Annotated in this window: 13 protein-coding genes; 4 read left to right on the top strand and 9 right to left on the bottom strand. The window is 32.1% G+C overall.

Annotation, left to right across the window (positions count from 1 at the left end):
• Positions 1 to 56 precede the first annotated feature (56 nt).
• The 8 genes from ACYSNM_RS10940 to ACYSNM_RS10905 form a co-directional block, all read right to left on the bottom strand.
• On the bottom strand, positions 57 to 977 hold the full coding sequence (locus tag ACYSNM_RS10940; RefSeq protein WP_461756944.1) for a hypothetical protein: 921 nt from the start codon (positions 975 to 977) through the stop codon (positions 57 to 59).
• 528 nt (positions 978 to 1505) lie between these two features.
• Entirely contained in the window at positions 1506 to 2159 is a 654-nt protein-coding gene (locus ACYSNM_RS10935) for a nucleotidyl transferase AbiEii/AbiGii toxin family protein (protein ID WP_461756943.1), read from the bottom strand.
• 11 nt (positions 2160 to 2170) lie between these two features.
• A complete protein-coding gene (locus tag ACYSNM_RS10930; RefSeq protein ID WP_461756942.1) occupies positions 2171 to 2479 on the bottom strand; it encodes a nucleotidyl transferase AbiEii/AbiGii toxin family protein in 309 nt (102 codons plus the stop codon).
• Positions 2476 to 3195 carry a type IV toxin-antitoxin system AbiEi family antitoxin domain-containing protein gene (locus ACYSNM_RS10925; protein ID WP_461756941.1) on the bottom strand — a complete coding sequence of 240 codons (720 nt, stop codon included), beginning with the start codon at positions 3193 to 3195 and terminating at the stop codon, positions 2476 to 2478. Before ACYSNM_RS10925 ends, ACYSNM_RS10930 begins: the two co-directional genes overlap by 4 nt.
• Before the next feature lie 305 nt (positions 3196 to 3500).
• On the bottom strand, positions 3501 to 4553 hold the full coding sequence (locus ACYSNM_RS10920) for an adenylate/guanylate cyclase domain-containing protein (RefSeq protein WP_461756940.1): 1053 nt from the start codon (positions 4551 to 4553) through the stop codon (positions 3501 to 3503).
• Between the two features lie 168 nt (positions 4554 to 4721).
• Entirely contained in the window at positions 4722 to 5345 is a 624-nt protein-coding gene (locus tag ACYSNM_RS10915; protein WP_461756939.1) for a CatA-like O-acetyltransferase, read from the bottom strand.
• Between the two features lie 207 nt (positions 5346 to 5552).
• Complete coding sequence (locus tag ACYSNM_RS10910; RefSeq protein ID WP_461756938.1) at positions 5553 to 7529, bottom strand: DUF3857 domain-containing protein; 1977 nt, start codon at positions 7527 to 7529, stop codon at positions 5553 to 5555.
• A complete protein-coding gene (locus tag ACYSNM_RS10905; RefSeq protein WP_461756937.1) occupies positions 7529 to 9421 on the bottom strand; it encodes a DUF3857 domain-containing protein in 1893 nt (630 codons plus the stop codon). The genes ACYSNM_RS10910 and ACYSNM_RS10905 overlap by 1 nt, the downstream gene beginning before the upstream one ends.
• Before the next feature lie 221 nt (positions 9422 to 9642).
• Between ACYSNM_RS10905 and ACYSNM_RS10900 the strand changes: the two genes are divergently transcribed.
• The 4 genes from ACYSNM_RS10900 (at position 9643) to ACYSNM_RS10885 (ending at position 11090) form a co-directional block, all read left to right on the top strand.
• Positions 9643 to 9810 (top strand): hypothetical protein, encoded by a 168-nt coding sequence (locus ACYSNM_RS10900; RefSeq protein WP_461756936.1) that lies wholly within the window; start codon positions 9643 to 9645, stop codon positions 9808 to 9810.
• A 437-nt stretch (positions 9811 to 10247) separates the two neighbouring features.
• Positions 10248 to 10586, top strand: coding sequence for a helix-turn-helix domain-containing protein (locus tag ACYSNM_RS10895; protein WP_461756935.1), 339 nt, complete (start codon positions 10248 to 10250; stop codon positions 10584 to 10586).
• Positions 10583 to 10801: a hypothetical protein gene (locus ACYSNM_RS10890; protein WP_461754550.1), complete on the top strand. Its 219-nt coding sequence runs from the start codon at positions 10583 to 10585 to the stop codon at positions 10799 to 10801. Before ACYSNM_RS10895 ends, ACYSNM_RS10890 begins: the two co-directional genes overlap by 4 nt.
• Positions 10791 to 11090: a type II toxin-antitoxin system RelE/ParE family toxin gene (locus ACYSNM_RS10885; RefSeq protein ID WP_461756934.1), complete on the top strand. Its 300-nt coding sequence runs from the start codon at positions 10791 to 10793 to the stop codon at positions 11088 to 11090. The genes ACYSNM_RS10890 and ACYSNM_RS10885 overlap by 11 nt, the downstream gene beginning before the upstream one ends.
• Before the next feature lie 150 nt (positions 11091 to 11240).
• Here ACYSNM_RS10885 and ACYSNM_RS10880 read toward each other — a convergent pair whose 3' ends face one another.
• Positions 11241 to 13190 (bottom strand): KUP/HAK/KT family potassium transporter, encoded by a 1950-nt coding sequence (locus ACYSNM_RS10880; RefSeq protein WP_461756933.1) that lies wholly within the window; start codon positions 13188 to 13190, stop codon positions 11241 to 11243.
• Positions 13191 to 13840 lie beyond the last annotated feature (650 nt).

Genomic DNA, 13840 nt, shown 5'->3' with positions numbered 1-13840 from the left:
TCTAAAAAGGCTTGCTTTTTTTATAGGAAAAAGTTGTATGTTTTTATATTTAGCTTCTATTTATCTAAAGATAAAGTAGTCGTTTTTTTGGGTTGGAATACTAGGTTAAACCATTTTCTAAAAATACCAGGGTGATGTAAACGATAGGTTTTCTTAGCTTGCTTAGCTACTATTTTATTGGAATCTGCTTTAAGGGTTTCAAGGATGTCTAAGTGATAGTGAGAGGCTACTTGAGCTCTAACACTAGGATGAGAATCCTTTTTTAGTACTTCTAATATGTCTTTTATATTATGTTTAGCAACTTGGGTGCGTATAATGTAATTAGAATCAAGGGCTAATTTTTCTAAATTTTCTTTGTCAGGATGCTTACATAGTTCTAGTTTTACTAGAAGGCTTTGATCTTTATACAGGGCATCAAATAACTCCTGGGATCTTGTCTTAGCGATTTGTGCTCTAATTGTTGCACTAGAGTCATCGATCATTAATTTAAGGATGGAAACATCCTTAAAAGCACAAATTTTCTGTTTTACAATTTCACAAGGATCCTTGGCTAAAGCAAGTAGAATATCCGGGTGAAAGTGCTCTACAACTTGTTGCCTCACTAGGTTGTTTTCATCTTTTGCTAAAAGAGTTAAAAGACTTGGGTGATTGTGTTTGGCTACTTGTATTTTGATAAAAGGATCTTGGTTGTAAGCTAGTAATTCTAACAAAGTTATATCATCCATCTTAGCTAATTCTCTTAAGATATCCCAAGGAGCAGTCAAACAAATCTCTTGCCAATTTTCTTGCCCATTTTTAAGCTTGCTTTGATTGTCTTTAAAGGCTGTTTTAATTTGTTGTACAACAACTGGGTCTACTTGGAGTTTTTTAAAGTACTCTGGAGATTGTTCTAAAGTAAAACATTCTTGATGCGTAAAGATATATTTACCAGCAACAAGAGTAGGGAAACCAGATACAGGATGCTCTAAGATAATCATGCGATAGAAATTGTTTTTTTAAGAGGTGAAGTTTAGCCTCCTATTTGTTTTTTGGATCTATAGGAGCTCAAAGAGCTAAATTAACCTAAAAAATGGCTATCGAGGTATTTTAGGATTGTTTTTTTAGATAAATTAAATGCTGCAGCTATTTTTGATCTGAAAAGGAGATTATGCCTTGAAAATTATCCAATTTAATCCTTTTAAGGTATTCCCTTAAAAGTAAAGAGGTAAAAGTTTCTTATCTCTACTGATAAAGAGTTTTATGTATATTCTGATTTCGGTTTGATTTATTACATTTAGGCTATATACATTTTTTTGAGTAAAATAAGGTAGCTGACTATCAATAATTCAAATGTTTTTTCGGCAAGCAATCAGGGGATTCGTGTAATAATTCATGCTTTTCAAACGTAAATCTATGTAGGGAAGTACATTAAAGCTACCTCTTAGTACTATATCTTCTTTTTGTTTATTAGTAAGTACTCATAAACAATGTGTTACATAATAATAGTGTAGAGATAGATAAAACCCCTATAAATTCCAAGTTATTATGTCTATTTGTGTTTTAATTGTTTTTAAGGATTTAATAATAGCTTTCTCTGTAGGTAAATCTCCAAAAACGAGTAGTTTAAAATCATAAAAATAACTCTCTTTAATTTTATCCCAAGTTGATTCTAAGTCACTAAATAAAATAGATTCCTTAGGATGATTACTTAACCATTTATTATCATTTTTATAACTTGAAACATCATCTTTTCCTACTTTAATCATCATTTTATTAAAGTCGTCCGACTTCAAGAAATCTTTAATTTCTTTTAAATCTAATAATTGACTTAAATCATAAATATGGCGGATTTTATTTTTTAAATCATCAATCGGATATGAAGAAAAAGAAAAACGGACCAAGCTCATAATTTTTTCACAAAAAGTCCTCTTTACATCTAAAACATTAACTTCAAATGGCTCTAATTCATATTCTGTAATCATGTCTAAAAAGCCTTTGTTTTTTATCATTTCACTAACAAAAGAAGTGATTTTAGATGAGTGATACGGTTCGAAATTTCCTAACCAAGATGCTTCTATAATTACCTTATCTCTCACTTGTCCAAAATTTCCTCTTTGAAGTATTGGATATTCATGTACAGTTTTGCGAATATTTCCAAGTTTATTCGTTATGCCATCCAAGTTTATTTCAGCTAAGTCTTTCTCTTCTTTTTAGAAATAGCACGTATTTTACGTTTTAATTCGTTATCAGTTTCTCCTTCATTTACAAGGATAGTCAAGTCAATATCTTCGGAAAAACGTTTTATAATATCAAAACACTTTGACAAAGCTGTTCCTCCTTTAAAAACAGTGTAAGATTTAAGCTTTGCATCGGTGAAAATTAATTTTAAAACATAAGTTACCCAATAGTCTTTTTCAACATAAATTGGTAGTATCCCTTTTTCTTGAGCAGTTATGGCAATTGCTTCTTGAAATCTTTTTCGATCTAAATGTAATTTCATATTATGTTCCAATTTATAGCATTAGGAAATTCCTTCATTATTCCATTAAATTGATATTTTGTTGCTGGATTCAATGAGTTTCTAAGTATTAAAGTTTCTACGTTATCTTCTAATAAACAACCTAATAAAGCACGAGTACTAGGAGGATATTTTAATGCTAATCTCTGGATTTTCTGTAATTCATCCGCAGAATAATCGTTTAATTTTCGTTGCAATATTTTACTTGAATTTACAATTGTCGCATCAGGTATTTTCTTAATCAACCTCAATGCATCCAATAATTGTAAATATTTAATATTATCGGTGGTGATTTTATTTTTTTGAAGTAAAAAACTAATCCTATAGGGTTTTCGTTCAAGAAAAGCTTTAGGTGTATTTCTTCCTATCTGTATCTCAAAACCTATCTGTGTTGTTAATCCTAATTCTGAAAAAACACTTATTCCTGTTATATAACCAATTAGGTTTCCATTTTCAATCAACAAATCTTTTACCACTTGCCTTGGTTCTGGATTAACAATGCCAAAAATGGTTTTTTCTGGTTTATAGTATTTTCCTTTCGAAAGCTTTGAAATTTTATTATTATCAGCTAATCGATTTAAATATTTTACCAGAGCTTCAAAGCTAATATTCACCTCTTCAATAAAATCTCTATAGGTGAAAATGTATCCTTTTGGTAATTTGTTTATCTTATCTTGTATAATATCAGTAGGTTTCATAGTTGTGTTGTGAAGTGCAAATATAGTAAAAATGTCCAGTTTTTACATTAAAAAACTGGACATTTTATTTGAAGTAGTTTTTCTTTGTAACAAAGTGCTCAAAAAATTACTTACTTAGATATTAAGAATATTTTAAAAAACCTTGCGTTTATGTAGCAAATAAGCTGTGGGTATTGCTTTGAAAGATATTTAACAATAAAGCTATAAGCCTTAGGGGGGTACTGAGTTAGAATACTGCAAAAAAAAAGCACCCTTAAACGGTGAAAAAGTTTAAGTAGTGCTTGGTTTATTCTTGTTGTTATTTCTTAAGATTCCTCTTGTAGCCAAAAAGGCATACTCTGTATTTTTATATTTTTGTCAAATAGGATTTTATATGCTAAAGCATCTCCTTCATTTTTTATAAAAATTGTACTTTCTTGGGCTTGATAAGAGTGATTATATACTTGTTTAAACTCTTCAAAGGCAGAAAGGTTCAGCAAGGTTTCTCCAGCATTAGCCCCAGATAACCTACAGGCGTATACCACTGGAATTCCCACAACAGTTAATTCCTTTCTTTTGTTAACCAGGTGAACTTCTCCAAAGTCTACCCCAATTCCCAATCCAATATCTTTAATGTATACGTTAAAGAAGTTTTTGTGTTTCCAATAGTGCTCAGCAAAGGCTTGGTGACATTCTTGAGCTGCTTTTAAGGCTCTTACGATGGCTTGTTCTCCTGAGAAAAATTTTGGGAAGAAAGCCAAGATACCATCTCCGGTGAACTTGTCAAATACCCCATAATTGTCCAAAATGATTTCCGATAATTGGTCGGTTAATAAGGTGATGAAGTCCGCAAACTGTTTAGGACTTTTTGCTTTTAGCATTAAGTCTGTTGAACGGCGAATATCAATGGATATCACCACCATTTCATGTAAGACACCATCTTTGAAGTTATCTTTGAAATGAGGGTCACTAAAAAGATAATCGGAAGCCTCCGGGGTAATTCGGTGAGAAATATGGTTGATAGCCTCTTTGTTTTGTAGTTCTTCTAATAGAACTACTAATCTTTCTTTGTGTTCCTTTACGTTTTTGTTATCCGCAATTAAGGTGGAGATTTCCCCTTTTAACTCACTGATCTCTTTTTCTTGTTTGGCTGTTGCCTTAAAATTAAGCAAAGAACCAATGCTGTTATCATAAGGATCATTGTCAAAAGATAAATCCATTTTTTTCTTACTTATTTTTTGTTTCGCCTTTGGAATACTTGTTAGTAAATCATGGTCCATTACACTAAAAACAGTGTCTGCTCCTTGGTCTATAGTTGTTAGATTCTCTTTGTTTGAATCTTGAATTGTTTTGTTTTTTGTTGTTATTTTCTTTGTCATATATTTTCCTTCTACATTTGGATAAATGTACGATTTTTTCGTTTTTTTAGCAATTTTTTATCCTTAATGTTTTATTAATATGGTTGTTTTAATTTATTTTTTTAAGGTATTCTATGTGTTTTTTTATCAAAACATATAGAACCGCTTCTAAATAAGCGGCTTTGTTTTTTATTGATTTAATAGTTCTTGGAAGCGCTCTGCAAATAAACCAATGTGATAAGCATCTCCTAATCCGTGGTGTAAAAAGATACTTACAGGCATAGTGGAAACTCCTTGTTTATGGGTTAGTTTTCCAAAAGTAATCTTTGGACAGCTATCAGGGAAGCTATAGCTTCTAGCATGGGATATACTAGTGAAGTTAATCCATGGTATAGTGGAATAATGGATTACATTTTCTCCAGATATAGCAGGGGTTAATCCTTTAGAATTATGCACCAGCTCGATTTGCTCTTTGGCTTTGGGATAAAACTTTTGCCAAGAGTCATAAAAGTCCATATAAGCAAAACCAAAGGTATTATCTGGTCTATTAATAGTAGGAGAGGCGTGTAGCACATCAAATAAGTAAACATCCCCGTCGATAATACGGTATTTGAAGTTTTCTATTTCATTTACTGCCTCTAAACTTTTATATAGATAGTACAGGAAAAAAGAAACCCCTTGTTCTTTCGCCTTTTGGTAGGCTATAGTACAATCTACCTCTAGGGTCACCCCAAAGAAAGGTTCATCGAATTTGCTAAAAAATAAATAGTGGTCTTTTCTTTGCCATGTATCAATATCTATGCGTGTTTTCATGTAAAACGAATTTAAAGTTATGTTAAGTAGTAGGGTAAGAGTAAAGTTACGAACTATGTCATTAACTAATCAAGGACAATTGACCCAATAAGGAGGCCTTTAGGCTATAAAAGTGTTTTATGTAGTAATTAGTCTCTATAAAAGCAAAAACCTCCCTTATTTCCCTAAAAGGGTATAAGAGAGGTTTGTATAAAAGGGGAATTAGGGTTATTTACTTGGTGTGAAAATAATTTGGTCTTCTAGTTTATTTACTAGTTTATCATAGAAGGCTTTTACCTTTGGATAATCTTTTGGTTCAATTTTGTTTTCAGAGATAGAGAATTCTAAGCTAACAATAATTTTATCCTCTTTTTGCTCTACGTGATAGTCTGCTTGCAAGCCTAACTCTTCTTCTTGTATAGTTAAAGCACTAGGTAAGTATTCTACTTTATAATTAGCAGGTATACTTATAGAGGCTTGAAAATTATCTAAAGTAGGGTAAGAGTAAGTAATTGGCAGGTCTCTTTTATTGGCTTTAAAAGGATTTTTAAAGGAATAGAACTGCGTTGGGTTAAAGTATAGCTCATCATCAATCACTGATGCAGCATCATTCTTTTCAAAAGAATAGATAAAGCGTAAATCCTTTTGAGTATTCTCTAAGTTGTACACCCTAACAGAAGTAATCTTAGTATTATGGGAGTTCTTCTCAAAGTCATTCATTATTTCCTCTTGGCTTTTACCTTGGATGTTATTTCTAACATTATAGCCCATATAACCATTATAAGAAAGTAGCACCTGTCCGAATGCTTTTCCATTTGGCTCTAAAGAGATATGGTAATTCTCTAATCCTACAGAATAGAAAGTAGGGAACATTTGTGCAAAATAGAATTCCTCTGCACTTTTCATTAATATTCCTTCCCAGTTTAAATTACTAGTTGGAATAATATTAAGAGTAGTAAATGGATTTGTAGCATCTAGAAATAGAATGTCCTCTCCAATTAATGCACTACTAATTACTCTGTTAAAAGAACTTTTCTGAATCGATAGGTCAATTCCATTGGACTTAGTACTAATTAAAACAGGATAAGATTCCACTCCAACATAGTTTAACATACTAGTTAGCATTAGGTTAATGTCTGCTACGTTTCCTGTTTTAGCATCAAAAGCTTTTTTTACACCTTCACTACTATAGTATCCATTTTTCTGATTCCACGATACAGTGCTTTTTACTAAATCTAAGATTTTTTGGGTTTTCTCTAAATCCGATAAATCTTTGTATTGCTCTAAATCAATAATGCTTTCGAAATATTTGGTTTGTTTTAGCTGTTCTCTAAAGTATTTGTTGTTGTATATTTCTTTTACAAGATCTTCATTAGAAAGAGAAATTTTCTTTATCGGTTGATTTGGAAATTGTATCACACTAAGGTCAAAGGCTACGCTAGGACGATAGTTCTCTAAATTGTCCACATAAGGTTCTTCTTCTAAGGCAGGTAGGTTGGTAGCCGAGTATAATAGAATATTCTCTGTCATGTCCATCTCTCTAGCATTAGCACTATTGGAAAGTCTTAGTCTTCTTTTCTTATTATCTTTTTCAATATCTATAGGAGCATCCCCTTTTATACGGGTAGTGTATATTAAGTATTCTGGGATTCTCACTCTATAGGAGGTTTTTATAGTAGGTATGTTATTTTGAAAAGTCCATGCTGGAATTTCATTCAAATAATCGGTTCTAACGGTATAGCTGTACTCTACAATACTTCCAGGCTTAACATCTGGGGCTAATACCTTTTTTTGTTTCCAGTTTTCACTTTTTCTATCTTCAAAGACAGCATCGTTTTTCGCTTTTGTCTTTTTAATAGTACCATCTTCTTGTAAATTATACGTGGTTACTTGATCAATTTTGACTGTTTCATTCACGTTTTTTCCAACATAGTAGTTCACAGCAATGTCGATACCAGGGATACCATCTTGAGTGTATACCTTAATTTTACGACTTGTTTCTTGAACCATTTGAAATCCTAAGGTAGGAATATAATCAAAATAGACAGTTCCCCATTCCTCTAATATAGCAGCATCTGCTTCAGGGAATTCGGGGTTTTGTTGTTCTAATAACTCTTCTTTAGTGACTTTATTTAAAAAGTCTTGTGCCCAGCATCCACTAGGGTATGCTAAAACAAGCAGAAATAATACTAGGGTTTTGTTCATTAGGATAAGGGGTTTATGATAATTTTAATTTGATCGGATGTATTGATTTGTTCTCTGAATTCTCTATATAGTTTATACTTCTCTTTACTATGTCTTCCAGAGATAATAAACAATTTGCGTTTATACTCTAGCACATTGTCCTTAAAAGAGAAAGTAGCAGTATAGGTTCCAAACTCGCTTTCAATAACAATAGCAGTGGGGATCTTATCAATGGTATATCCCTGTGGTACCCTTAAAGTTAGGGTATCCTCATCTAACCACTCTGATTCGATAGAAAAAGGAGTTATTCGTTTGTCCGCACTAGATAGGTTAGAGCCTATTGCATTCCATCCCGTTAGAGTAACCATTAATCGATTGCCTAATTTGGTAGCGAATTTATTAGATTTAAAGGCTAAGTTTTCTTTAAAAGTAGCATTGTCTTTGTCTATTTCTAATTCTAGAGTATCAAATTCATCTATCTTAAAGGTAGAAAGACGGCTTTTATAGTACTTTTGTTTATCGGAATTATTGTAATAATAAGTAAAGTTTCGGTTGTCAAACTGGCCTTGTGTACTGCTAATTGCCATAGTAACATAAGCATCTCCACTAGGGTCTAATTCTATAGAAATATTACTTTGTTGCAAGTTTTGCTCATAGGGATAGTCCTGTGTCTTAACTAGTTCACTACCTTGTGGTTTAACCACAAGAGCCGTTCTATTGTCTGTAAAACCAGCTATGTAGCCAAAGGGTGCTTTTTGATCGGTACATTCAACCCACTTATAACCTCCATTGGGTAAAGCAATGGCTAAAATCATATGGTTTCCTTGTAAACAAACCGATTCACTTTGTATATCTACTGGACTACTATTTCCATAAATAACAACAGGATAACTCTCCACGCCTGCTTGCTTTAAAAGTGCTCTATAGTAATTACTTAGTCCTTTACAGTCTCCATAACCTAATCTATCTACTTCACTTGCCTCTACAGGTTTCCATCCTCCAATACCTAATTGAATACTGATATATCGAGTTCTGCCTTGCATATATTCATAGAGTATTTTAGCTTTTTCTATTGGGTCATCTACCCCTAAAACAAGCTGGTCTACCTTTTGCTTGGTCTGCTCACTTAGGGTTTCTGTTCCTTGTATTAAGTTGTTGTAATACCAGTTACCAAGTTCTTCCCAAGAGGTAAAAGAAGCGTTTACTCCCTCTAGGTGAATTTTTTGTAGAGAAACAATAGCTTTTGGTAAAAAATTAGTTGGGCTAGGGGTATTACTCTCACTTATTAAAGCAGGAAAATTATCCAAGGAGAATTCTACCTTATTAGGAGTGATACTTTCATTTATAGCAACAAAATCTGGGTTGTATAATTTAGCATCAATAGGAAGGTCTACTGGGGAATCTATAGAGAAACTCGAGTGTATTATACTTTGATTATAGTAATTAATTGGGGACCACTTAGGTAAAAAGGCGGTGTTTCTAGATTCCAATTCACTTTCGAAAACAAAGGTTACTGGAAAGTTCACAGGTTTGTACTCCAAAGTAAGTATTCTAGTATCCGTAATACTCATTCCCGCGCTTAAGGAGTAATCCTTAAAGTCTTTTTGTTTAAAAACCTGAAGTAAATCTCCTTGTTTATCGTACATGGAAACTTGCAGGGATTTAATTTTATTGGTCTTGCTATAGTATTGGTTTAAGTCCAAAGAAGAAAGTCCACTTTGGTCAAGTACAGTAATAACCTTGGTTGTTTTGGTTATAAAGCGATCTTGCGAGAGTACATTGACTTTTATATCTTCTTGATTTATAATGGTAACGGCATTTTGTGTAAGCTCATTGGGATAGGTTGGAATATCAATCTTCTTTTGAGCAAAGAGTATACTAGTGAAAAGTAGAATAAATAGGGATTTATGCATAAGTAAAGGGACTTTATTTTTGCTAGCAAATATATTCATTTTGGTTAATTAAATGTTAATATAATTCATATAATATTAACTATTTTTAAAAATGTTATTTTAGAGTAATCAAACTTCTTGGTAAATAGCTTTAATTTAAGGAAGTACTTTAACATAAATTGAAGTAGAATGCCGTTATTTAAAGAAGTGATTTTTGTTAATTAGAAGATAATTAAAGACTTATGGAAACAGAACAAAAGGAAGTAGAATATTACAAAAAGATACTATTACATCAAATGCCTGAATTAACTACCTACCAGGCCTATAAGCTAGCAATTGGATTAAGAGAGTTGTCCTATCAAAGAAAAATTGCTAACTCTTTGAAGCAGATTACACAGGCGATGGAATAAAATATTCTAAGGTGTTTTGATATATTTTAACAAAGGTTGAATTATGAAAAAGTATAAAAAGAGAAAAGGAGAAAATAAAAGGATAATAATATTCATGAAAATAATGTTTTAGGCTAGGTGTATCTCGAAACGCTATTAATTTTTTAGCATAAAGCTGACTTAAAAAACATATCTAAATAAACTTATAGCTTACTGTACAACCTAGGTATAATAGACGTAGTAATATATCTCCTTTGAGGTGTAAAATAGAATGATATAAAATTTCCACCAAGGAGCAAACTTTGTTGGATTTCTAGGCTTACAAAAGTGAAAAATATTACTAACTTTTTTCAATCAAAATTCACCTAAAAAAATGTTTTTTTACCGAAAAAGGTTTGTATATTTGTTATAGATAAGATATAAGAGCTTTTAAAAGCCGTTTACGTATAATTTTCGATATGACCTTTGGAAAAAAAATAGCACTACTACGCAAAGAATTAGGATTGAGTCAAAGAGAACTAGCTAAAAGTCTCCATACATCAGTAAGTGTAATTTCGCGTTATGAGAGAGATGAAATGATACCATCTGTAGATACTGCAAAAAAAATAGCAGAGCTTCTTGGTTCTACAGTTGGTTATTTACTTGGAGAAACAGAAAATGTTAATCTTTTCAAAGACCCAGAAATGTTACAAAGGTTGGCTGAACTTGAAAATATGCAAAATGAAGATAAAATACATATTTTATATGTTTTAGATAGCTTTATTAAATCTGTTAAACTTAAAAAGATTGCTTTATGACAACTTATAACGTTTCTATCCCTGAAAGTAAGAACGCTTTCTTTTTGGAATTTCTTGAACTTATTGGAGCTCAATATAAAAAAGAAGAAGAAATTAATTTTCAGTTAACCGAGGAGCAAAAACAAATTTTGCAGCAGCAAGAAAATATTTCTTTAGATCAATGTATTGATGCTGAAGAATTCTATAAAGAATTGAAGAATAAATATGAGCTATAAAATAGTAATTACTCCTGTAGCTCAAGAGCACATTGAAGAAGCAATCGATTATTATAAAAAAAATGTTTCTACTAAAGTGGCTATTACCTTTATTAAAGATTACAGGGATACTTTTACTGCTATTCAAAAAGTGCTATATTTCAAATTCTTTTTTGAAAATGTTAGAGGTAAGCCTTTGAATAAATTTCCGTTTATAGTTTTCTATTCGCTTGATGAAGACTATAAAACAATTATAATTAAGGCTGTTTTTAATACCTTTCAAGATACTGAAAAGTATTCTAAGCCTTAAAATATATATTTCCTTATACTATTGTCTGGTAAAAAATTAATACAAAAAAATAGGTCTTAGAAGTTTCTAAGACCTATTTGGGCATTAATTGTTTTGGCTATTGTTTTGTTGTTTCCTAATTTTTGTTGTTTGTAAATATATAATTGGCTATTATTTTTCTCGTTTTAATACCAGTGGGCTAACTGGTTGATATAGTAAGGGGATCTGCTCTGTAATTGTATCACTTTTATCAATTCCAAAAGCTTCCTGATCACTTTGTCCTAGTTTCTTAAGTAGGAAGTATGCCTTTAAGATAAAGCCTTCTTTTAAAGAAAATTCATTCTCTACAGATAGGTATTTCTCCATGATTATAAACTTAAAGTCAATAGAGTCATTATAAGGGTTTATCGTACTATTGTCTAGAGATAGATTTAATTCTTTATTGTCAATTAAGTCTTGCATAATTTGGGTGAAGAACAGCTCTGTTCTGGGCTGTATTCTAAAACCAATATTAAGAACAATCTTAATGACTTTATCTTCAATTAATTCACTCACTTGGTAATCTAAGGTATAGGGATTATTAGTTCGATTGATGTGAAAGAACCAATAGTGATCCGCTCTTTTTGGTTTTTTAGCGAAGATAGACTGTATAATTCTCTGTTCTATTTGCTCTCTTCTTTCGGCTTTAGTTAAGTAGATTAAATGGGTTACCATCTTTGGAATGGAAGTGTCATTACTTAAAGCAGTAATTTTCTTGGTGTACTTACCTAAGTCTTCCATTTTAGTGTAGCCTTTATTGATTTGTCTAGCGTAATAACTTACATACATCACCAAGAAGAATAATCCTCCTACAAATACAGTGATGTATCCTCCTTCTTGGAATTTGACAATATTGGCAATAAAAAAGCTCACTTCAATAACGGTGAATATTAATAATAATAATCCCACCATTGCCTTTGGCCATTTAAGTTTATAAAGTAAAAAGTAGTACAATAAGAAAGTAGTACTCATCATGGCTAAAGTAATAGCTAGTCCATAGGCTGCCTCCATTTTAGAGGAGGTTTGAAAATAGAGAATAACTATAATACATCCAAGCCAAAGCAAATTGTTTACACTAGGGATATATATTTGTCCTTTGGTCTCACTAGGCTGTTTAACAGCTACTCTTTGCCAGAAGTTTAAGTTCATTGCCTCGTTAATTAAGGTAAATGAACCGCTAATAAGGGCCTGTGAGGCTACAATAGCTGCTAGAGTAGCGATTACTACTCCTGCTAGTAAGAACCAGCTAGGCATTACTTCAAAGAACGGATTTCTTCCATCTAATAATTCTCCACTATGCTCTAAAAGCCATGCTGCTTGTCCTAGGTAATTTATCACCAAACAAACTTTCACAAATCCCCAGGTTAGTCGAATGTTTTTTCTACCACAGTGTCCAAGGTCAGAGTATAGGGCTTCCGCTCCAGTGGTACATAAAAATACTGCACCCAAAATCCAGAATCCTTTAGGATAGTTTACCAGTAGATCATAGGCATAATAGGGATTAAGCGCCTTAAATACAGTAGGGGTCTGCCAGATTTGACTCATTCCTAAAATAAATAATACCCCAAACCAAATAGCCATAATCGGGCCAAAGGCTTTTCCTACTTTATGGGACCCAAAACGTTGTAAAAAGAAGATCATGGAGATAATTCCAATTACAATGGGAACTACCTTAATATTTCCTTGAAAAATGGAAATCATTTCTAATCCTTCTACAGCGGAGGTTACCGATACTGCGGGAGTGATTATACCATCGGCTAGAAGAGCTGCTGCTCCAAGCATAGTTGGAATAATCATTGTTTTACCATATCGCTTTACCAGGGAGTATAAAGAAAATACTCCACCTTCCCCGTCGTTGTCTGCCTTTAAAGTAAGCCAAACATATTTTAAGGTAGTTTGTAATAATAAAGTCCAAAATACACAAGATACTCCTCCTAGAACTAACATAGGAGTGATCTCTTTGAGTCCAATAATTGCTTTGAAAGTATATAAAGGGCTGGTACCTATGTCTCCATATATAATACCAAGGGCCACTAATAAAGAGGCTGCGCTTACCTTGGAGTGTAAGGTGCTTTGCTGCATGAAATAAATGTTTATTATTTATGGTGTAAAGGTCTTACTTTCTCTATAAGGCTCGTATAAAATTCTCTTTGTAGGATATAAAGATTTTATAAAGAAGCTAAGTTATGTATTCTAGAAGTTTTCAATGAATCGTTATATGAAAGTCATAAGTAGTTAGTTTTTATAATAGCACATTTTGTGCAGAGTGTAGTATAGTTGGGCAATAACTTGAAACATTGCTTGATGATTTATAAATGAAAAGATAGTAGGTTTATCGCAATACTGTAGAATCGAGAGTTTTAAACCGTAGGGGGCACATTAGGAAACTGTAAAATTGATTATATTTATAGTTTAGTAGAGTTAAAGATTAAGGTTACACAAAGAACGGTTATTGTCACCATGGATTATTTAAGAAGTTTTCAATACATCAACAATGTATCAAAGTTCTTTTTTTATGCCGTAGGAATATTACAATGTTTGAAATAGTAGTTCCCTGTAGCAATATTAAATTTAAGGGCACTGTATCTTTAAGTGTGTAAGTTCAAAAAATAAGCTTGGGTTAGGTTTTGTTTAAAGTCTAACCCTATCTTTATATAGGATCATAAATTGGTCTAATATTATTCCCCAGTTTCTTACTGGCATAGTCCATTTTCTAGTAGCTTCTCTTACAG

Source organism: Myroides sp. LJL116, assembly GCF_054871685.1.
This window is presented reverse-complemented; position numbering and strand designations above follow the sequence as displayed.